The organism is Pseudomonas simiae, assembly GCF_000934565.1.
GTDB lineage: Bacteria > Pseudomonadota > Gammaproteobacteria > Pseudomonadales > Pseudomonadaceae > Aquipseudomonas > Aquipseudomonas simiae.
The window spans coordinates 5,611,621-5,632,586 of record NZ_CP010896.1 but is presented as its reverse complement, the minus strand read 5'-3'; the positions used below and the strand labels follow the sequence as shown (position 1 = coordinate 5,632,586).

General features: G+C 61.0%; 21 protein-coding genes. 12 read left to right on the top strand and 9 right to left on the bottom strand.

Going from position 1 to position 20,966, the window contains the following annotated elements:
- Positions 1 to 69: 69 nt before the first annotated feature.
- The 7 genes from glyA to fdhA all read left to right on the top strand — a co-directional run bounded on the left by glyA (position 70) and on the right by fdhA (position 8,948).
- Positions 70 to 1,323, top strand: coding sequence for a serine hydroxymethyltransferase (gene glyA / locus PF1751_RS25655; RefSeq protein ID WP_010207085.1), 1,254 nt, complete (start codon positions 70 to 72; stop codon positions 1,321 to 1,323).
- Between the two features lie 22 nt (positions 1,324 to 1,345).
- Complete coding sequence (locus PF1751_RS25650) at positions 1,346 to 2,596, top strand: sarcosine oxidase subunit beta (protein WP_010207084.1); 1,251 nt, start codon at positions 1,346 to 1,348, stop codon at positions 2,594 to 2,596.
- A 15-nt stretch (positions 2,597 to 2,611) separates the two neighbouring features.
- Positions 2,612 to 2,914: a sarcosine oxidase subunit delta gene (locus PF1751_RS25645; RefSeq protein ID WP_010207083.1), complete on the top strand. Its 303-nt coding sequence runs from the start codon at positions 2,612 to 2,614 to the stop codon at positions 2,912 to 2,914.
- Positions 2,911 to 5,928, top strand: a complete 3,018-nt coding sequence (locus PF1751_RS25640) for a sarcosine oxidase subunit alpha (RefSeq protein WP_044287993.1) — start codon at positions 2,911 to 2,913, stop codon at positions 5,926 to 5,928. Before PF1751_RS25645 ends, PF1751_RS25640 begins: the two co-directional genes overlap by 4 nt.
- A gap of 123 nt (positions 5,929 to 6,051) precedes the next feature.
- Complete coding sequence (locus PF1751_RS25635; RefSeq protein WP_010207081.1) at positions 6,052 to 6,684, top strand: sarcosine oxidase subunit gamma; 633 nt, start codon at positions 6,052 to 6,054, stop codon at positions 6,682 to 6,684.
- 10 nt (positions 6,685 to 6,694) lie between these two features.
- The gene (gene purU, locus PF1751_RS25630) at positions 6,695 to 7,552 is read left to right on the top strand and encodes a formyltetrahydrofolate deformylase (protein ID WP_005792124.1); all 858 of its coding nucleotides are present in this window, start codon (positions 6,695 to 6,697) and stop codon (positions 7,550 to 7,552) included.
- A gap of 196 nt (positions 7,553 to 7,748) precedes the next feature.
- Positions 7,749 to 8,948, top strand: coding sequence for a formaldehyde dehydrogenase, glutathione-independent (fdhA, locus tag PF1751_RS25625; RefSeq protein WP_010207077.1), 1,200 nt, complete (start codon positions 7,749 to 7,751; stop codon positions 8,946 to 8,948).
- A 75-nt stretch (positions 8,949 to 9,023) separates the two neighbouring features.
- Here fdhA and PF1751_RS25620 read toward each other — a convergent pair whose 3' ends face one another.
- Complete coding sequence (locus tag PF1751_RS25620) at positions 9,024 to 9,482, bottom strand: anti-sigma factor domain-containing protein (RefSeq protein ID WP_044287992.1); 459 nt, start codon at positions 9,480 to 9,482, stop codon at positions 9,024 to 9,026.
- Between the two features lie 136 nt (positions 9,483 to 9,618).
- Here PF1751_RS25620 and PF1751_RS25615 point away from each other — a divergent pair, with 136 nt between their 5' ends.
- Positions 9,619 to 10,191: a DUF2780 domain-containing protein gene (locus PF1751_RS25615; protein ID WP_010207073.1), complete on the top strand. Its 573-nt coding sequence runs from the start codon at positions 9,619 to 9,621 to the stop codon at positions 10,189 to 10,191.
- On the opposite strand, the gene PF1751_RS25610 is transcribed toward PF1751_RS25615, so the two are convergent.
- Positions 10,188 to 11,075: an acyltransferase gene (locus PF1751_RS25610; protein ID WP_010207071.1), complete on the bottom strand. Its 888-nt coding sequence runs from the start codon at positions 11,073 to 11,075 to the stop codon at positions 10,188 to 10,190. The two genes, PF1751_RS25615 and PF1751_RS25610, sit on opposite strands and share 4 nt — an antisense overlap.
- Before the next feature lie 171 nt (positions 11,076 to 11,246).
- On the opposite strand from PF1751_RS25610, the gene rloA2 reads away from it, so the two are divergent.
- The 4 genes from rloA2 to creD are packed head-to-tail and all read left to right on the top strand — an operon-like array spanning position 11,247 to position 15,298.
- On the top strand, positions 11,247 to 11,756 hold the full coding sequence (rloA2, locus tag PF1751_RS25605; RefSeq protein ID WP_457244048.1) for a retropepsin-like aspartic peptidase RloA2: 510 nt from the start codon (positions 11,247 to 11,249) through the stop codon (positions 11,754 to 11,756).
- A gap of 9 nt (positions 11,757 to 11,765) precedes the next feature.
- The gene (creB, locus tag PF1751_RS25600) at positions 11,766 to 12,434 is read left to right on the top strand and encodes a two-component system response regulator CreB (RefSeq protein ID WP_010207068.1); all 669 of its coding nucleotides are present in this window, start codon (positions 11,766 to 11,768) and stop codon (positions 12,432 to 12,434) included.
- On the top strand, positions 12,434 to 13,873 hold the full coding sequence (creC, locus tag PF1751_RS25595; protein ID WP_010207066.1) for a two-component system sensor histidine kinase CreC: 1,440 nt from the start codon (positions 12,434 to 12,436) through the stop codon (positions 13,871 to 13,873). Before creB ends, creC begins: the two co-directional genes overlap by 1 nt.
- A gap of 51 nt (positions 13,874 to 13,924) precedes the next feature.
- Complete coding sequence (gene creD / locus PF1751_RS25590; protein WP_042571450.1) at positions 13,925 to 15,298, top strand: cell envelope integrity protein CreD; 1,374 nt, start codon at positions 13,925 to 13,927, stop codon at positions 15,296 to 15,298.
- A gap of 94 nt (positions 15,299 to 15,392) precedes the next feature.
- On the opposite strand, the gene PF1751_RS25585 is transcribed toward creD, so the two are convergent.
- From PF1751_RS25585 to PF1751_RS25555, 7 genes are all read right to left on the bottom strand, one after another.
- Positions 15,393 to 16,022, bottom strand: coding sequence for a glutathione S-transferase N-terminal domain-containing protein (locus PF1751_RS25585; protein WP_044287991.1), 630 nt, complete (start codon positions 16,020 to 16,022; stop codon positions 15,393 to 15,395).
- Positions 16,023 to 16,056: 34 nt separating this feature from the next.
- A complete protein-coding gene (locus PF1751_RS25580; protein WP_010207061.1) occupies positions 16,057 to 16,674 on the bottom strand; it encodes a helix-turn-helix transcriptional regulator in 618 nt (205 codons plus the stop codon).
- A 79-nt stretch (positions 16,675 to 16,753) separates the two neighbouring features.
- Positions 16,754 to 17,479 (bottom strand): amino acid ABC transporter ATP-binding protein, encoded by a 726-nt coding sequence (locus PF1751_RS25575; RefSeq protein WP_010207059.1) that lies wholly within the window; start codon positions 17,477 to 17,479, stop codon positions 16,754 to 16,756.
- Positions 17,480 to 17,586: 107 nt separating this feature from the next.
- On the bottom strand, positions 17,587 to 18,297 hold the full coding sequence (locus PF1751_RS25570; RefSeq protein ID WP_021491306.1) for an ABC transporter permease: 711 nt from the start codon (positions 18,295 to 18,297) through the stop codon (positions 17,587 to 17,589).
- Complete coding sequence (locus PF1751_RS25565) at positions 18,294 to 19,013, bottom strand: ABC transporter permease (protein ID WP_010207057.1); 720 nt, start codon at positions 19,011 to 19,013, stop codon at positions 18,294 to 18,296. The genes PF1751_RS25570 and PF1751_RS25565 overlap by 4 nt, the downstream gene beginning before the upstream one ends.
- A gap of 65 nt (positions 19,014 to 19,078) precedes the next feature.
- A complete protein-coding gene (locus tag PF1751_RS25560; RefSeq protein ID WP_042571453.1) occupies positions 19,079 to 19,840 on the bottom strand; it encodes a transporter substrate-binding domain-containing protein in 762 nt (253 codons plus the stop codon).
- Between the two features lie 8 nt (positions 19,841 to 19,848).
- Positions 19,849 to 20,877 (bottom strand): Rossmann-fold NAD(P)-binding domain-containing protein, encoded by a 1,029-nt coding sequence (locus tag PF1751_RS25555; protein WP_042571454.1) that lies wholly within the window; start codon positions 20,875 to 20,877, stop codon positions 19,849 to 19,851.
- Positions 20,878 to 20,966: the final 89 nt, after the last annotated feature.

Here is a 20,966-nt window from a genome sequence, read left to right as displayed (position 1 = left end):
TCAGCCCTACCATCGCATCAAAGGGCCCCTGAACGGGCCTCAACAATACGAAAGGCTGGGAGAGACGCGATGTTCAGCAAACAAGACCAGATCCAGGGATATGACGACGCACTGCTGGCGGCCATGAATGCCGAGGAGCAGCGTCAGGAAGATCATATCGAGCTGATCGCGTCAGAGAACTACACCAGCAAACGCGTGATGGAAGCCCAAGGCAGCGGCCTCACCAACAAATACGCGGAAGGTTATCCGGGCAAGCGCTACTACGGTGGCTGCGAGCACGTGGACAAAGTTGAAGCCCTGGCCATTGAACGCGCCAAGCAACTGTTCGGCGCCGATTACGCCAACGTGCAGCCGCACTCCGGTTCGTCCGCCAACAGCGCGGTGTACCTGGCCCTGCTGCAAGCCGGCGACACCATCCTCGGCATGAGTCTGGCGCACGGCGGTCACCTGACCCACGGCGCCAAAGTGTCGTCTTCGGGCAAGCTGTACAACGCCGTGCAATACGGCATCAACACCGACACCGGCCTGATCGACTACGACGAAGTCGAGCGCCTGGCCGTCGAGCATAAGCCGAAAATGGTGGTGGCCGGTTTCTCTGCCTACTCCAAGACGCTCGATTTCCCACGTTTCCGTCAGATTGCCGACAAGGTGGGCGCACTGCTGTTCGTTGACATGGCCCACGTCGCTGGCCTGGTTGCCGCCGGCCTGTACCCGAACCCGCTGCCGTATGCCGATGTGGTCACCACCACCACCCACAAGACCCTGCGCGGTCCACGGGGCGGTCTGATCCTGGCCAAGTCCAACGAAGAAATCGAAAAGAAACTCAACGCCGCGGTATTCCCCGGCGCCCAGGGCGGCCCGCTGATGCACGTCATCGCCGGCAAGGCCGTGTGCTTCAAGGAAGCGCTGGAGCCAGGCTTCAAGGCCTATCAGCAGCAAGTGATCGATAACGCCCAGGCCATGGCCGATGTGTTTATCAAGCGCGGCTACGATGTGGTATCCGGCGGCACCGACAACCACCTGTTCCTGGTCAGCCTGATTCGCCAGGGCCTCACCGGCAAAGAGGCGGACGCCGCCCTGGGCCGCGCCCACATCACCGTCAACAAGAACGCCGTGCCGAATGACCCGCAGTCGCCGTTCGTGACCTCGGGCCTGCGTATCGGCACCCCGGCGGTGACCACGCGTGGTTTCAAAGTGCCGCAGTGCATCGAACTGGCCGGCTGGATCTGCGACATCCTCGACAACCTCGGCGACGCCGATGTCGAGGCCAACGTGGCCAAGCACGTGTCTGCCCTGTGCGCTGATTTCCCGGTTTATCGCTGAGCGCGGTTTTGGAGTAATGACTATGCAACGCTACTCGGGCTTCGGCCTCTTCAAGCACTCACTCAGCCACCACGAAAACTGGCAGAAGATGTGGCGCACGCCGACCCCTAAGAAGGTCTACGACGTGGTCATCGTCGGCGGCGGCGGGCATGGTCTGGCGACCGCCTACTACCTGGCCAAGGAGCACGGCATCACCAACGTGGCCGTGGTCGAGAAAGGCTGGCTGGGCGGCGGTAACACCGCGCGCAACACCACCATCGTGCGTTCCAACTACCTGTGGGACGAGTCGGCCCACCTGTACGAACACGCGATGAAACTGTGGGAAGGCCTGTCTCAGGACCTGAACTACAACGTGATGTTCTCCCAGCGCGGCGTCTACAACCTGTGCCACACCCTGCAGGACATCCGTGATTCCGAGCGCCGCGTCAGCGCCAACCGCCTCAACGGTGTGGACGGCGAACTGCTCAACGCCAAGCAAGTGGCCGACGAGATTCCGTACCTCGACTGCTCCAAGAACACCCGCTACCCGGTCCTCGGCGCCACTGTGCAACGTCGTGGCGGCGTGGCCCGTCACGATGCCGTGGCCTGGGGCTTTGCGCGTGCCGCCGACGCACTCGGCGTGGACCTGATCCAGCAGACCGAAGTGATCGGTTTCCGCAAGGAAAACGGCGTGTGCATCGGTGTGGAAACCAACAAGGGCTTTATCGGCGCCAAGCGCGTCGGTGTGGTCACTGCCGGTAACTCCGGGCACATGGCTTCGCTCGCCGGGTTCCGCCTGCCGATCGAATCCCACCCGCTGCAAGCCCTGGTGTCGGAGCCGATCAAGCCGATTATCGACAGCGTGATCATGTCCAACGCCGTGCACGGCTACATCAGCCAGTCCGACAAAGGCGACCTGGTGATCGGTGCCGGTATCGACGGCTACAACGGCTACGGCCAGCGTGGTTCGTACCCGGTGATCGAGCACACCATCCAGGCCATCGTCGAGATGTTCCCCGTGCTGTCGCGCGTGCGCATGAACCGTCAGTGGGGCGGCATCGTCGACACCACGCCCGACGCTTGCCCGATCATCTCCAAGACGCCGGTGCCGAACATGTTCTTCAACTGCGGTTGGGGCACCGGTGGCTTCAAGGCCACACCGGGCTCAGGCAACGTGTTTGCCGCCAGCCTCGCCAAGGGTGAAATGCACCCGCTGGCCGCGCCTTTTTCCATCGACCGTTTCCACAACGGTGCGTTGATCGACGAACACGGCGCTGCGGCCGTCGCCCACTAACAGGAGAAATTCCCTATGTTGCATATCTTCTGTCCTCACTGTGGCGAACTGCGCTCCGAAGAGGAATTCCACGCGTCCGGCCAAGCGCACATCCCGCGCCCGCTGGACCCGAACGCCTGCACCGATGAAGAGTGGGGCGACTACATGTTCTTCCGCGACAATCCCCGTGGCCTGCACCACGAACTGTGGATCCACGCGGCGGGTTGCCGTCAGTACTTCAACGCGACCCGCGACACCCTGACCTACGAAATTCTTGAAACCTACAAGATCGGTGAGAAGCCACAATTCACCGCCAAGGCCTCTGGAGAGAAGGTATGAGCCAGACCAATCGCCTGTCCAACGGTGGCCGGATCGACCGTAATAAAGTCCTGACGTTTACCTTCAACGGCCAGAGCTACAAAGGCTTTGAGGGCGACACACTGGCCGCAGCCTTGCTGGCCAACGGCGTCGACATCATCGGCCGCAGCTTCAAGTACTCGCGTCCTCGCGGCATCTTCGCGGCAGGCGCTGAAGAGCCGAACGCGGTGCTGCAGATCGGCGCCACCGAAGCCACGCAAATCCCTAACGTGCGCGCTACGCAACAGGCGCTGTACCAGGGCTTGGTCGCCACCAGCACCAATGGCTGGCCGAACGTCAACAATGACGTGATGGGCATTCTCGGCAAGGTTGGCGGCAAGCTGATGCCGCCGGGCTTCTACTACAAAACCTTCATGTACCCGCAATCGTTCTGGATGACCTACGAGAAGTACATCCGCAAGGCCGCTGGCCTGGGCCGCTCGCCGACCGAGAACGATCCGGACACCTATGACAACTTCAACCGTCATTGCGACGTGCTGGTGGTGGGCGCAGGCCCTGCCGGTTTGGCGGCTGCACTTGCCGCTGCGCGCAGCGGTGCCCGTGTGATCCTCGCCGATGAACAGGAAGAGTTCGGCGGTTCGCTGCTGGACTCGCGTGAAAGCCTCGACGGCAAGCCGGCGGCTGAATGGGTTGCCAGTGTCATTGCCGAACTGAAAGCCCTGCCGGACGTGGTGCTGCTGCCTCGCGCCACCGTCAACGGCTACCACGACCATAACTTCCTGACTATTCACGAGCGCCTCACCGATCACCTTGGTGACCGTGCGCCGATTGGCGTGGTGCGTCAGCGTATCCACCGTGTGCGCGCCAAGCGCGTGGTGTTGGCGACCGGTGCGTGCGAGCGTCCACTCGTCTACGGCAACAACGACGTGCCGGGCAACATGCTGGCTGGCGCGGTGTCCACTTACGTGCGCCGCTACGGCGTGGCACCGGGCAAGAAACTGGTGTTGTCCACCAACAACGATCACGCCTACCGCGTAGCGCTCGACTGGCTCGATGCAGGCTTGCAAGTGGTGGCCGTCGCCGATGTGCGCCACAACCCACGTGGCGCACTGGTTGAAGAAGCCCGCGCCAAAGGCATTCGTATCCTCACCGGCAGCGCCGTGATCGAAGCCCGTGGCAGCAAGCACGTCACCGCCGCCCGCGTGGCCGCGATCGATGTGAAAGCGCATAAAGTCACCAGCCCCGGCGAATGGCTGGACTGTGACCTGGTCGCCAGCTCCGGCGGCTACAGCCCGGTAGTCCACCTGGCTTCGCACCTGGGCGGCAAGCCGATCTGGCGTGAAGACATTCTCGGTTTCGTGCCGGGCGAAGCACCGCAGAAACGCGTGTGTGTCGGCGGTATCAACGGCGTTTATGGCCTTGGCGATTCGCTGGCGGATGGTTTTGAAGGCGGCGTGCGCGCGGCCAGCGAAGCCGGTTTTGCCCCGGTGGAAGGCACCCTGCCAAAGGCCTTGAGCCGGCTGGAAGAACCGACGCTGGCGGTGTACCAAGTGCCGCATGACAAGCCGACGGCACGGGCACCGAAGCAATTTGTCGACCTGCAAAACGACGTGACCGCTGCCGCCATCGAACTGGCGACCCGCGAAGGGTTCGAGTCGGTCGAGCACGTCAAACGCTACACCGCGCTGGGCTTCGGCACCGACCAGGGCAAGCTGGGCAACGTCAACGGCCTGGCCATTGCCGCGCGCTCGCTGAACGTGACCATCCCGCAGATGGGCACCACCATGTTCCGCCCGAACTACACGCCGGTTACGTTTGGCGCAGTGGCGGGCCGGCACTGTGGGCACATCTTCGAGCCGGTGCGCTACACCGCGCTGCACGCCTGGCACGTGAAGAACGGCGCCGAGTTTGAAGATGTCGGCCAGTGGAAACGCCCTTGGTACTTCCCACGCAACGGTGAAGACCTGCACGCCGCGGTGAAGCGTGAATGCCTGGCTGTGCGCGACAGCGTCGGCCTGCTGGACGCGTCGACCCTCGGCAAGATCGACATTCAAGGCCCGGATGCGCGTGAGTTCCTCAACTGCATCTACACCAACGCCTGGACCAAGCTCGACGTGGGCAAGGCGCGTTACGGCCTGATGTGCAAGGAAGACGGCATGGTCTTCGACGACGGCGTCACTGCCTGCCTCGCCGACAACCACTTCCTGATGACCACCACCACCGGCGGCGCCGCCCGTGTGCTGCAGTGGCTGGAAATCTACCAGCAGACCGAATGGCCAGACCTCAAGGTTTACTTCACTTCGGTCACCGACCACTGGGCGACCATGACCCTGTCCGGCCCCAACAGCCGCAAGCTGCTGGCGGAAGTGACGGATATCGATCTGGACAAGGACGGCTTCCCGTTCATGACCTGGAAAGAAGGTTTGGTCGGCGGCGTACCGGCTCGCGTATTCCGGATCTCGTTTACCGGTGAGCTGTCGTACGAAGTCAACGTGCAGGCTGACTACGCCATGGGCGTACTGGAAAAAATCGTCGAGGCCGGCAAAAAGTACAACCTGACCCCGTACGGCACCGAAACCATGCACGTACTGCGGGCCGAGAAGGGCTTCATCATCGTCGGCCAGGACACCGACGGCTCGATGACTCCGGACGACCTGAACATGGGCTGGTGCGTCGGTCGTACCAAGCCGTTCTCGTGGATCGGCTGGCGCGGCATGAACCGTGAAGACTGCGTGCGTGAAGAGCGTAAGCAACTGGTGGGCCTGAAACCGATCGACCCGACCGTGTGGCTGCCAGAAGGCGCGCAGCTGGTGTTTGATCCGAAGCAGTCGATTCCGATGAAGATGGTGGGTCACGTCACCTCAAGTTATGCCCACAACTCCCTCGGCTATTCGTTCGCGATGGCAGTGGTGAAGGGCGGCTTGAAGCGCATTGGCGAGCGGGTGTTCTCACCGCAAGCGGATGGCAGCGTGATCGAGGCGGAGATTGTGTCTTCGGTGTTCTTCGACCCGAAAGGCGATCGCCAGAACATCTGATGCACCGAGTCGCCTGCATCGCAGGCAAGCCAGCTCCCACAGCGCAATGCGTTGCAAATGTGGGAGGGGGCTTGCCCCCGATGAGGCCAGAACAATCACCACAGCATTCAGAACAGGTGCTTTATGACAGCAGCCAACGTATACCAACAACGCCCCACCACCGGCGCCAAGGCCGAGTCGTCGCTGCACCATGCCGACCTCGCCAGCCTGGTCGGCAAAGGTCGCAAGAACGCCGGTGTGACCGTGCGCGAGAAAAAGCTTCTGGGCCACCTGACCCTTCGCGGTGATGGCCACGATGCAGCCTTCGCCGCCGGCGTGCACAAAGCTCTCGGCATTGAGCTTCCAGGGGCCCTGCAAGTCATCGTCAAAGGCGAAACCAGCCTGCAATGGCTCGGCCCGGATGAGTGGCTGCTGATCGTGCCAAGCGGTGAAGAATTTGCCGCCGAGCAAAACCTGCGTGCCGCCCTGGGTGATTTGCATATCCAGATCGTCAACGTCAGCGGCGGCCAGCAGATTCTTGAACTCAGCGGCCCGAACGTGCGTGACGTGCTGATGAAGTCCACCAGCTACGACGTGCACCCCAACAACTTCCCGGTGGGCAAGGCGGTGGGCACGGTGTTCGCCAAGTCGCAACTGGTGATCCGCCACACGGCTGAAGACACCTGGGAACTGCTGATCCGTCGCAGCTTCTCGGATTACTGGTGGTTGTGGTTGCAGGATGCATCTGCCGAATTTGGCCTGAGCGTCCAAGCCTGAGGAATACCCCATGAGCCGCGCACCCGATACATGGATTTTGACCGCCGACTGCCCCAGCGTGCTCGGCACGGTGGACGCGGTCACCCGCTACCTGTTCGAGCAAGGTTGCTACGTTACTGAGCACCACTCGTTCGATGACCGGCTGTCGGGCCGGTTCTTCATCCGCGTGGAGTTCCGCCAGCCCGACGGTTTTGACGAGCAGGCCTTTCGTGATGGCCTGGCCACCCGGGGTGAAGCCTTCGGCATGATCTTCGAGCTGACGGCGCCGAACTACCGGCCAAAAGTGGTGATCATGGTCTCCAAGGCCGATCACTGCCTGAACGACCTGCTGTACCGCCAGCGCATCGGTCAACTGTCGATGGACGTGGTGGCGGTGGTGTCCAACCACCCCGATCTCAAACCTTTGGCCGACTGGCACCAGATTCCCTACTACCATTTCCCCCTCGACCCCAACGACAAACCGTCCCAGGAGCGTCAAGTGTGGCAGGTGGTGGAAGACACCGGCGCGGAACTGGTGATCCTTGCGCGCTACATGCAAGTGTTGTCGCCGGAGCTGTGCCGCAAGCTGGATGGCAAGGCCATCAACATTCATCACTCGTTGCTGCCGGGGTTCAAGGGCGCCAAGCCGTATCACCAGGCGTACAACAAGGGTGTGAAATTGGTCGGCGCCACGGCGCATTACATCAACAACGACCTGGACGAAGGCCCGATCATTGCCCAGGGCGTGGAAGTGGTGGATCACAGCCACTATCCCGAGGATTTGATTGCCAAGGGACGGGATATTGAAGGGCTGACACTGGCCCGGGCGGTGGGGTATCACATTGAGCGAAGGGTGTTTCTCAACGCCAATCGCACGGTCGTTCTTTAGATCGCTATCGCAGGCACGCCAGCTCCCACATTCGACCGCATTTCAAGGTTGGAACCCGATCAAATGTGGGAGCGGGCTTGCCCGCGATGAGGTCCTTACTAACAACGCAAAAACAGCATCTGTACCCGAGCACTTAAACGCGCTGCCCAACCAAAGAGGCAACGCAGTTCCATAAAAACAACAGCGAGGTGAAAGCATGTCTGGTAATCGTGGTGTCGTGTATCTCGGCAGCGGCAAGGTCGAAGTACAGAAAATCGACTATCCCAAAATGCAGGACCCCCGTGGCAGGAAGATTGAGCACGGCGTCATCCTGCGCGTGGTTTCCACCAACATCTGCGGCTCCGACCAACACATGGTGCGCGGCCGCACCACTGCCCAGACCGGCCTGGTGCTCGGTCATGAAATTACCGGTGAAGTGATCGAGAAGGGCAGCGACGTCGAGAACCTGAAAATCGGCGACCTGGTTTCCGTACCATTCAACGTAGCCTGCGGCCGCTGCCGCTCCTGCAAAGAACAACACACCGGCGTGTGCCTGACCGTCAACCCGGCCCGTGCCGGCGGCGCCTACGGCTATGTCGACATGGGCGACTGGACCGGCGGCCAGGCCGAATACGTGCTGGTGCCCTATGCCGACTTCAACCTGCTGAAACTGCCGGACCGCGACAAGGCCATGGAGAAAATCCGCGACCTGACGTGCCTGTCCGACATTCTCCCGACGGGCTACCACGGCGCCGTCACAGCGGGCGTGGGCCCAGGCAGCACCGTTTACATTGCCGGTGCCGGCCCTGTGGGCTTGGCCGCTGCGGCTTCAGCCCGCCTGTTGGGCGCAGCGGTGGTGATCATCGGCGACGTCAACTCCATCCGCCTGGCGCACGCCAAGGGCCAGGGCTTTGAAGTGGTCGACTTGTCCACCGATACCCCGCTGCACGAACAGATCGCCGCGTTGCTCGGCGAGCCGGAAGTGGACTGCGCCGTCGACTGCGTAGGTTTTGAAGCCCGCGGCCACGGCCACGACGGCGTCAAGGCCGAAGCACCGGCCACCGTGCTCAATTCATTGATGGGCGTGGTGCGCGTGGCCGGCAAGATCGGTATCCCTGGCTTGTACGTCACCGAAGATCCAGGTGCTGTCGATGCCGCCGCGAAAATGGGCAGCCTGAGCATTCGTTTCGGCCTGGGCTGGGCCAAATCCCACAGCTTCCACACTGGGCAGACGCCAGTGATGAAGTACAACCGCCAGCTGATGCAGGCGATCATGTGGGACCGTATCAACATTGCCGAGATCGTCGGCGTGCAGGTGATCAGCCTGGATGACGCGCCACGTGGGTATGGCGAGTTTGATGCGGGTGTGCCGAAGAAATTTGTGATCGATCCGCATAAGTTGTTCAGCGCGGCATAAACCCCAGGCTATCGAAGATCCACCTGCGGGAGGGGGGCAAGCTCTCTCCCGCAGGGTTTTGTGGTATTTGAAGTATCAGCGGTAGGCCAGTGCGCCTTGGTACACCGTCGGGCCGGTGGGCTGCTTGCTCAACGACCCACCCTTAGTTTCCGAACTCACCATCAATTCCACCGGCTTGCGAATGCTGGCCTGCTGGCGCGCGTTCAATCCAATGATGCCCTTGCCATCCTCCGGTAACAGCCCCAGGGAAACCGGCGCGCTGCCTTCTGGCATGGCCCACAGTTCCAGGCTGCGGTCGGGTTCAGGTGCCGCCGTGGCAATGGGGTCGACTTCGAGGTAATCCTTGTGCGCCATGATCTGCGCTGCCGGCTGCTGGGTGGTGGTCACCAGGGTCGCGGCGGATTTGACGCTGTCCTGGGTATAAAGCGCGCCGCCAAGCCCGGCGACGATGGCCACGCACACGCCGATGAACACGCGCGGGCGGCTCCAGAATGGTTTTTTTTGTTCAATTACTGGGGGGCGGCTGGCACTCATAAGGCTGTTCCTGGCAAGTCTTGAAGTCATTTCATGGACTCTGGTATGCCGATTGGGTTCCTCGACCGACCTGGAACAATGTGCCGGATGCCCAGTCAAACGCCTGCTTTCACCCCTATACCCAGAGGTTGTTTCGATGAAGATTTCACGCGGTTTCGCCCTTTCCTGCCTGATGACCCTGGCAGCCGGCCCGGTGTTTGCCGCAGGCTTCAGCCTTGGTGACGCGGCCAATGCCATTTCCGGCATGCAGGGTGGCAACAACAAGGCCGCAGCTGCCGCACCGTCGTCCGAGACGGCTGGCTTGTTGAGCGCACTGACCTCACAACTGAACATCACCCCTGAACAAGCCGTCGGCGGCACGGGCGCGATGCTGGGCCTGGCCAAGAACAAGCTGAGCGGTAACGATTATTCGCAACTGGGCAATAGCGTGCCGGGCCTCGACCAATTGTCGGGCAACAACGCATTGGGCAGCCTCGGGGCCTTGAGCGGGATGCTCGGCCAGACCGGTGGCAGCAAGACCAGCGGCCTGGACGGCCTTTTGGGCAACGTGAAGAACACCAACGACCTGAACACTGCCTTCAGCGCTTTGGGCATGGACAGTGGCATGATTGGCCAATTTGCCCCGGTGATCCTGCAATACCTGGGCGGCCAGGGCGCCAGCAGCTCGGTGCTGGGCAAGCTGGCCCAGGCCTGGGGCACCGGCAGTTAAGAACGCTCTGCGCGCAGTTGCTCGATGCGTGCGTCCTTCTCCGTCCAGAGCTGGTTCACCCAGCTCTGGACGGTCTGGCGAAACGCCGGATCATTCTCGTAATCCCCTTGCCACAACGCCGGATCCAGCTCACGGGTGCGGATATCAATGATCACCTCTGGCACCGCGCCACTGATCAAATCCCAGAACCCTGGAATCTGCTGCTGCGGATAGACCACGGTCACGTCGAGCACGGCATCCAGCTGTTCACCCATCGCTGCCAGCACGAACGCCACGCCGCCCGCTTTGGGCTTGAGCAAGCGGGTAAAGGGTGAATCCTGCTGCTTGCGCTTGGTCTCGTTGAACCGCGTGCCTTCCAGGTAATTGACCACCGTCACCGGCTGGCGCTTGAACAGCTCGCAGGCTTCCTTGGTGATCTTCAGGTCCTGCCCCGCAAGTTCCGGGTGCTTGGCCAAGAAGGCCTTGGTGTAGCGCTTCATGAAGGGGTAATCCAGTGCCCACCAGGCCAGGCCGAGGAAGGGCACCCAGATCAGCTCTTTTTTCAGGAAGAATTTGAAGAACGGTGTGCGGCGGTTGAGGGCCTGGATCAGCGCCGGGATATCCACCCAGGATTGGTGATTGCTGATCACCAGGTAGGACGTATCGCTGCGCAGGTCTTCACCGCCGCGAATGTCCCACCGGGTCGGGATGCACAGCGAGAAGATCAGCTTGTCGATCTCGGCCCAGGTCTCGGCGATCCACATCACCGCCCACGACATGTAGTCACGCAAGCGGCCCGGCGCCGCCAGCTTGAGCAGCGCGAACACCATCAACGGGCCGATCAGAATCAGCGTATTGAGCAATAGCAGCAGTGAAACAAAACAGCCGGTGAGCAGGCGGCGCATAAGCAACTCTTGGGATCTGGTGGGCGGGCCATGATAAGCAAGCTGAGTCTAGAGGCCAAATCACAAAGCGTCGGACGAATGTTTCACAATGTGCCTGCTAGGGTTGAACGCTAACTAAAGACGGCTTTTGCGGTCTAGAATCCGCCTACTTCTTTCCGAGGAAATCACTTCGTGAAACTGCTCCTTGCCTCTCTCGCCCTGGCTGCCCTGGCTGCCCTGCCTGTCATGGCCGCCGAACCGACCCTCTACGGTCGCTACGAATACATCCAGTTGCCGGAGATCGGTGAAACCTTCAAGGCCAAGATGGACACCGGTGCGCTGACGGCTTCGCTGTCGGCCCGTGACATCGAGACCTTTACCCGTGACGGCGACGACTGGGTGCGCTTCCGCCTTGGCGGCAAGGATGCTTCCAACAAAGTCTACGAACACAAGGTGTCGCGCATCAGCAAGATCAAAAGCCGCGCCGACGAAGACGACGACAAGGATGAAGCCTCCGTGGCCAAACGCCCGGTGATCGACCTGGAAATGTGCCTGGGTAACGTCAAGCGCACCGTCGAGGTCAACCTCACCGACCGCAGCAGCTTTAACTACCCGCTGCTGATCGGCGCCAAGGCCTTGCGTGAATTCGGTGCAGCGGTGAACCCGGCGCGTCGTTACACTGCCGACAAACCGGACTGCTGACGGACCACCATGCCGCATATCCTGATTGTCGAAGACGAAGCGGCGATAGCCGACACGCTGATCTTCGCCCTGCAAGGGGAGGGCTTCACCACCACCTGGCTGACCCTCGGTCAGGCGGCGCTTGAGCATCAGCGCCAGACGCCCGCCGACCTGATCATCCTCGACATCGGCCTGCCCGATATCACGGGTTTTGAAACCTGCAAGCAATTGCGCAGGTTCAGTGAAGTGCCGGTGATGTTCCTCAGTGCGCGGGATGGCGAGATCGACCGCGTGGTGGGGCTGGAGATCGGCGCCGACGATTATGTGGTCAAGCCCTTCAGCCCACGGGAAGTGACGGCGCGGGTCCGGGCGATCCTTAAACGCATTGGCCCAGGTGCTGCGCCGGCAGTGTTTCAGGTTGATCTGGAGCGCATGCAAATTGCATATCGCGGCCAGCCCTTGAGCCTGACGCGCCATGAGTTCCGCCTGCTGCAAAGCCTGCTGGAACAACCCGAGCGTGTGTTCAGTCGCGAGCAATTGCTGGATGCCGTCGGTGTGGCGGCGGATGCCGGCTACGAGCGCAATATCGATAGCCACATCAAAAGCCTGCGCAGCAAGTTGCGCAGCGTGGCCGCCGATGCCGAGCCGATCCAGACCCATCGCGGCCTCGGCTACAGCTACAGCCCGGGCAACAGCTGATGCGCCTGGGGCTGCGGATCTTCCTGGTGTATGCGCTGTTCATCGGCCTGACCGGCTACTTTGTGCTCAGCACGGTCATGAAGGAAATCCGTCCCGGTGTGCGTCAATCCACCGAAGAAACCCTGGTAGACACCGCCAACCTGCTGGCCGAGATCGTGCGTAATGACGTGAAGAACGGCACCCTCGGCCAAAGCCACTGGCCGGAACTGCTCAAGGCCTACGGCAACCGTCAGCCGGGGGCGACCATTTGGGGGTTGCCGAAGAATCAGGTCAACCACCGCATCTACGTGACTGATGCCAAGGGCACCGTGCTGCTCGACTCCACGGGCGAGGCGGTGGGGCAAGACTATTCCAAATGGAATGACGTGTACCTGACCCTGCGCGGTGAATACGGTGCGCGTTCCACCCGCAGCGAGCTGGATGACCCGACTTCGTCGGTGATGCACGTGGGCGCGCCGATCCGTGACAACGGCCAGATCATCGGCGTGGTCACCGTGGCCAAGCCGAACAGTTCATTGCAACCGTACGTCGACCGCACCGAGCGCCGCCTGCTGTGGTACGGCGCGGGCTTGGTGATTCTGGGCCTGCTGCTGGGTGCGCTGCTGTCGTGGTGGCTGAGCGTTGCGCTGCGCCGGCTGACCGCCTACGCCGAGGCCGTCAGCGAGGGGCGGCGTGCCGAGTTGCCCCATTACCGCGGGGGTGAACTCAAGCAACTGTCCACCGCCGTGGAGCACATGCGCACGCAGTTGGAAGGCAAGGCCTACGTCGAACATTACGTACACACCCTGACCCACGAACTGAAAAGCCCATTGGCCGCGATTCGCGGCGCGGCGGAGCTGTTGCAGGGTGATATGAGCCGCGAGCAACAGCAGCGCTTCGTCGGCAATATCGACAGCGAAAGTGCGCGCCTGCAGCAGTTGATCGAACGCCTGCTGAACCTGGCGCAGGTCGAACAGCGCCAGGGCCTGGAAGAGCAGGCGAGTATCTCGTTGGCGGCCATGGTCGATGAGGTACTCAAGGCCCAATGCGCGCGGATCGAAGGCGCCGGGTTGCAGGTCGAGCAGTCGATTGCGGCGCAGGTGAAGGTGTACGGTGAACCCTTCCTGTTGCGTCAGGCCCTGGGCAACCTGCTGGAGAACGCCCTGGACTTCACGCCGCCTGGCGGCCTGTTGAGGTTCAGCGCGCAGACGCGACACAACGATGTGCAAGTATGCCTGTTCAACCAGGCCGCACCGATTCCCGACTACGCCCTGCCACGCCTGAGTGAGCGCTTTTACTCGCTGCCACGTCCGGCCAGTGGGCGCAAAAGCACCGGCCTGGGCCTCAACTTTGTCGAGGAGGTTGTGAAGTTGCACGGCGGCGCGTTGCAGATCGGCAATGTCGACGGCGGCGTGCTGGTGGTGCTGCATCTCCACACAGTCTCCACATTGCCCACATAAATCCCCCACACAGGCTGCCCAGACTCTTCCCATCAAAACAGGGAGAGACCCATGAACCGCAGCCTGCTTTTCAAACTTGGCGCGATTGCGCTGCTGATGCTGTTATTGCTCATTCCGTTGCTGATGATCAACGGCATCATTGCCGATCGCCAGTTCACTCGCGATAACGTCCTGGACGACATTGCTCGCAGTTCCAGCTACAGCCAGCGCCTCACCGGCCCGGTGATGGTGGTGCCGTATCGCAAGACCGTCCGCGAGTGGAAGCTCAATGAAAAGCTCAACAAACGTTACGAAGTCACCCGTGAAGAGCGCGGTCGTCTGTATTTCCTGCCGGATCGATTTGAGCTCGACGGTAAGGTGCAGACCGAACTGCGCGCACGGGGCATTTACCAGGCGCGGTTGTTCCACGCCGACAACCGCATCAGCGGGCGTTTCGAGTTACCTGCGCAATTGGGCATTGCTGAGAACTTTGCCGATTACCGTTTTGAGCCGGCGTTTCTGGCGGTGGGCATCAGCGATATTCGCGGTATCGAAAACGCGCTGAAACTGGAGCTGGGCAGCCAACAACTGGAGTTCGAACCGGGCTCCCAGGTGGACTGGCTGGGTGAAGGCGTGCACGTGACATTGCCGGAGCAGGACAGCAAAAAGCCCAACGTCGTGGACTTCGCTTTCGACCTGCGTCTGCAAGGCACCGAGCAACTGCAAGTGGTGCCGGTGGGCAAGACCAGCCAGGTATCGCTGGCTTCCAACTGGCCACACCCCAGCTTCATTGGCAACTTTCTGCCGGCACAACGCGAGATAACCGACACGGGTTTTACCGCCAACTGGCAGACGTCGTTCTTCTCCACCAACCTCGAACAAGCCCTGCAAACCTGCCTGGACAAACAGGGCTGTGATGATTTCAACAACCGCAGCTTCGGGGTGAACTTCATCGACCCGGTGGACCAGTACCTCAAGAGCGACCGTGCGATCAAATACGCACTGCTGTTCATTGCCCTGACCTTTGCCGGCTTCTTCCTGTTCGAGGTGCTCAAGAGTCTGGCGGTGCACCCGATCCAATACGCGTTGGTGGGGTTTGCGCTGGCGTTTTTCTACCTGTTGTTGCTGTCGTTGTCCGAGCACATAGGCTTCGCCCTGGCTTACCTCATCTCTGCCAGTGCCTGTGTGTTGTTGATTGGCTTCTATGTGTGCCATGTGCTGCGCAGCATCATCCACGGCCTGGGCTTCTCGGCGGGGTTGGCAGCATTGTATGGCTTGTTGTACGGGCTGTTGAGCGCCGAGGATTACGCGTTGCTGATGGGCTCGTTGCTGCTGTTTGGACTGTTGGGCACGGTGATGGTGCTGACACGTAAGTTGGACTGGTATGGCGTGGGCAAGCGCAAGGCGGCCGAGCCTTTGGTATTTGACCTGGAGGCGGTGCAATGATCGGGTTGCGTGAGGATCAGCAGATCAAGGCGCGGTTGGTGGCAAGGATTAACCAACTGTTCCCGCTCTCCATAGGGGACCGTGTTGCAGCCAGTCAAGCCGGTGGTTGTGTTTCCAGCATCGAAGGGCGCTGGCTGACGTCGACGTACCAGGCGGCAAGCTGCGGATTATCCACGCGCCATTGCAGATCCGGATGACGGAAGTCGAGGTAACCCAAGGCGCAGGCCACGCTGATGGCGGCGATGTCGAAGTGGCTGGTCAGCTCGGCAATCGCGTCAGTCTCTAATTCAGCCAGGCTGCGGCGGATCTTTTTGCGCTGTTCGTCGAGCCACTGGTCCCACTGTTTTTCGACTGGGCGCAGGGCGGTTTCGTAGCGTACCAATACGGCGGCATCCATGATGCCGTCGGCCATCGAAGCCAGGGTCAGGCGGCGCCAGCGGGCTGAGCCGTCGCGAGGGATCAGCGGGTTGCCGACGTGCTGGTGGTCGAAGTAATCGAGGATCACCCGGCTGTCGTGCAACACCGTGCCATCGGCCAGGCGCAGGGCCGGGATCTTGCCCACGGGGTTGCCTTGCACCACCTGCGCATCCGGGTTGACCGGGGTCGGCATGCAGCCATGCAGGGCTACGCGGCCCTGCTGGCCGGTTTCAGCCAGCAGCACGCGAACCTTACGAACGAACGGTGAAGCGGGGTTGTGAAACAAGGTCATGCTGGGAGCGGACATGGGCATTCCTCGGAAAGGGCTGTAGGGCCTGTGTTCAGTTGTTTTCTTGCGGGATGGCTTTCAAGTAGTTGTAAACCGTCGCTCGGGAGATCTCGAAGTACTCGCCGAAATAATCGACGAAGTTGCGGATGTCCAGCAGCCCATTGGCTCGCGCTTGTATGAGGACAAGCATGATTTCGGTGCGCCCGAAATCACCTCGCCGCACGCAGTGTTCGACGGAGATCTTTTCGACGATGTCGTTGAGTGTTTCCCGCCAGTCAGCGCTAAACAAGGGGGCGGGGCGCGCCTGGGGCTGCAGGCCCACAGCGAAACCACTCAGTAGCTTTTGCACCTGCGATAACGCCGTGACATCGAAGTTCAGGCACAGGAGTGCAACGATTTCGCCGCTCTCCGAGCGGGCAACGATAGAAATCGAACGTAGCGTACGGTTGTTGGGGCCGGCTTTCTCATACGGCCCGAGGACATCCAGCCCTGGGGCCAGGTCCGGAAGGTCACAAATCAGCGATGCGTCACCGACCTTGCGCTTGGAGAAACCATTGGCGATGTGCACGATCAAGCCGCTGCGGACATCGTGAACCACCGCTTCCAGGTCGGGGAAAAGCAGAGCAGCGATGCCGTCTGCCGCTGCGTTCATGAAGGCGATACTGGCCATGGCGATCCAAGCACAGGTAGGTGGAGGCAACGATTGTACGGAGTCGGCCACACCTTTGACAGGTGCGTTGGCGCGGCCCTCAGTGGTGGATCTGCGCCAGGAAAGCTTGAGCCCTGTCGCTCTTGGGGGCGGTAAAGAATTGCTCCGGGGGCAGGTCTTCGACAATACGTCCCGCATCGAGGAACAACACTCGCTCGGCAACCTGGCGCGCGAAGCCCATTTCGTGGGTAACGCACAGCATTGTCATGCCGGTGTCGGCCAACGTGACGATGACGTCCAGCACTTCCTTGACCATTTCCGGATCGAGTGCCGAGGTGGGTTCGTCGAACAGCATGATTTTTGGCTCCATGCACAACGCCCGGGCGATGGCCACGCGCTGCTGCTGCCCGCCTGAAAGTTGACTGGGGTACTTGTTCGCCTGGTTTTCGATACCGACCTTGTCCAGAAAGTGCCGTGCGTGCGCTTCAGCACGCTTGCGTGAGAAACCGCGAACCGACATCGGGGCCAGTGTGCAGTTTTGCAGGACCGTCATGTGGGGGAACAGGTTGAAGTTCTGAAACACCATGCCAATCTCGCGCAGCGCTTTATGTCGGGCTGGCGATGGTTTTCCGAGGTCGGCATCCAAGGCGCGGATAACCCCGCTATCTGCGACTTCAAGGCGGCTGATGCAGCGAATCAAGGTCGATTTTCCTGAGCCGGATGGCCCGCACAGGACGATGCGTTCACCTTGGCTGACGGTGAGGTCAATGGCGTGAAGTACCTGGAAGTTGCCATACCATTTGTTCAATCCACTGATTTGCACCACGGACTCTCGCTTTGGCAGGGCTGGAACGCAGAGACTGTCTGGAGCGGTGATGCTCGAATTCATTGGCTTACCCTCTGGACCGCAGTGTTGGGAATGTTGAGGCCTGACTACCCGATGTGCTTGCTCAGTGACCGTTCAAGGCGTTTGAACGTGCGTCTGACGACCTCGACGATCGCCAGGTACAACACCGCCGCCCAAAGGTAGATCTGGAAGTCGAAGCTGCGTGAGAACGCCAGTTTGGCCACGCCCATCAGGTCATAGAGGGTCACCAGCGAGGCAATGGAACTGGCCTTGATCATCAGGATCAGCTCGTTGCCCAGCGGCCCGATGGCCACCAGTAACGACTGCGGCAGGATGACCTTTTGCAAGGTGGCCCAACGCGAAAGGCCAAGCATTTGCGCCGCTTCGCGTTGGCCTGGTGCGACGGCTGTCAGGGCGCCGCGCATGATCTCGGCTTGATAGGCTGCGGTATTGAGGGTGAAGGCCAGCAGCGTGCAGAGCCAGGCGTCCCGGAAGAACCACCAGAGGCCCACGTCTTGCCAGAAGCTTTTGAATGACCCCAGGCCGTAATACAGCATGAACAGTTGGGCGAGCAGCGGGGAGCCGCGAAAGAAGTACATATAGGTGCCAGTGAGGCCGCGCAGCCAACGGTTGCTCGACAATCGGCCCAGGGCAAGCAGCAGGCCCAAGAGTGCGCCGAGGCTAAAGGAGATGGCCACCAGTTTTGCGGTGACCAGCAAGCCGTCGATAAAACGCGGGGCGTAACGTTCGAACAGTTCCAGGTTGAGCAGCGCACTCAACAGGCTCTCGATATTCATGGCTTGGCACTCAGTTGGTGGCGGCTGAAATATCGTTCGAGAAAATTGAACACGCGGCCGGACAACGCCGAGAAAAACAGATAGCCGAAACAGGCCACGGCGTAGAACAGCATCGGTTCTTTGGTCACGCTGACCGCCAGGCTGGTCTGACGCATCAGGTCGACCAGGGAGATGGTTGAAACCAGGGACGTGTCCTTGAGCAGCGACAGCCAGTTATTCGACAGGCCGGGCAAGGCAATGCGCGTCAGTTGTGGCAGGACCACCTTGCGAAGGGTCGTACCCTTGGGCAAGCCCAGCATTGTCGCGGCCTCGAATTGCCCCTTGGACAGGGACTTGAAGGCACTCAACCAGACCTCGCTGGAAAACGCGGCAAACACCAGGCTGAAGGCAATCATGGCCGCGACGAAGGTGTTGATCGTGACTTCGCCTTGGTAGCCCATGGCTGCGAGCATGCGTTGTGCGGCAATCTGGCAGCCGTAATAAATGATCAACAAGGTCAGTAGTTCGGGCAGCCCACGGAACACTGTGGAAAATACCGTCGCCCCCGTCCGTAGCCAGCGTCGCTTGGACCTCGCCGCCAGGGCTACTAACAGGCCCAATGGTAAACCGAGCGGGATGCAGGCGAGTGCCAGGGTGATGGTGACCAAGGCTCCGGCCAGAAGCGCCGAGCCCCAGCCGCCGTTGGCGAAAGATAACAGTGACAGTTGTTCGAGCATGCCAGAACCCTCTCGCGAAATTTGGCCTGCACGTGAGCCCGAAGCCAGCGCCCGGGCCCCGCAGGTCAATAGATATCGAAGGCGAAGTAGCGTCTGGAGATGTTCTTATAGGTGCCATCGGCGACGATTTCGTCCAGCGCCTTGTTTAGCCGCTCACGCAACTCGACGTCGCCCTGGCGCACCGCGATGGCCGCGTCAGTATTGGTACCGTCGATGTCCCCGAGAAATGTGCAGCAGTCCTTGCCTGCGCCTGCGACCCAGGCGAGCAAGGGGTATTTGTCGGCGATGACGCCGTCCAGGCGCCCGGCTGCCAAGTCACTGGCGGCCTCGTCCTGGGAGGGGTAGAGCTTCACCGTGGCGCCGGCCGCGGCGTAATGTTCTTCGGCGTAGATGGCTTGTGTCGAATAAGACTGGGCACCCACTGTCAGGCCTTTGAAGTTGGTCTGGGCGTCGCTGATGCCTGAGTCATTGGCCACGGCGACCGACAGCGGTGTGCGGTAGTAGCGGTTGGTGAAGGCGATCTTCTTTTTGCGCTCTTCGGTGACATTCATCGAGGCAACGATCGCATCGTATTTTTTCGCCAGCAGGGCGGGAATCATGCCCTCCCAGTCCTGGGTGACAAAGGTGCAGTTGACCTTCATTCGCTCACACAGGGCGTTGGCAATGTCGATATCGAAGCCGTGCAGCCTGTTGTTTGAATCCACGTAATTGAACGGCGGATAAGCCCCTTCACTGGCAATGCGCAGTGTTTCTGCGTGTGCCGCGCCCGCGACAGTGCAGAGCAGCCAGAGCGTGGCTGTGGTGATCGTACTCGTCAGCTTTTTCATGTGAATACCTACCCTATTGTTATTGTTTGTTCAGGCGTTGATTCGGACTGGTTGCAGGTAGCGGTGCTCGCATCGCCAGGCTTCATGGCCTGGACCAACCCGACCGCCAGGGTGGCGATGGCAATGTCCTGTGCGGCAAGGCCGGTCAGGTCGGCGACGGTGATGTCGTCAGCACCGAGGCGCCCCGGGAGGTTGCCGGCCAGCACTTGCCCCAGCGAGATGTCGGCGGTGTTGGCGATCAACCCGGCGCGAAGGGCATGGGCCAGTTCACCGCGTTCGGCGCATTGGCGGTGGTCGTCGGTCATGATGACCCGAGCCAAGGAGAGGATTTGCGGGTCAAGTTCCTGCTTGCCCAGGCTGTCCGAGCCCAGGGCGACGATGTGGGTTCCGGGTTTTACCGCAGACACTGGCACGATCGGCTGAGTGGACGGCGTGCAGGTAATGACGACATTGCAGTGCTCGAACACCTTCTCCACCGTTGCCGCCACGTAAACCGTCAAACCGTGATGCTCCAGCTTCTCTGCCAGTCGGGTGGCTCTGGTCGGGTCTCGTCCCCAGATGAATACTCGATCGGTCCCCAGCAGGTGTGCAGCCCACTGCGCCTGGTGTTCGGCCTGATGGCCGGTGCCGAGAATACCCAGTGCGGTGATGTGTGACGGTGCCCCGGCCTTGGCCGCCAACGCACCGGCCGCGGCGGTGCGCCAACTGGTCAACCAGCCTTGGTCGTTGAGAAGGGCAACGATCTTGCCGGTTTGTGAGCTGAAGACCAGCATTAGCCCGTTATTGGTTTCCAGCCCCTTGGAGGGGTTCTCATAGAACCCCATGGCCAGTTTGACCACGAAGGTTTGCCCTCCCCGAAAATAGCCAAGCCGGATATGGCAATCCCCCGGAGGCTCCTGGAACATCAATTCGCCGGACTTGGCGCTGATGATGTTGTCTTGGGCATGCTGAATGCAGGCGTCGCGTACCACGCGCAGCATGTCGTCGCGCTTCAGCACCGTGCGCAACTCGGTAAGGCTATAGATGGGGAGAGTCATGGGTGTTGCCCCGCAGGTCGGCGGCACAGGATGTGTGACCTTGGGGCGAGATTAAGCCTGCTTGGACTGTTTGTGTAATTTATTATTAA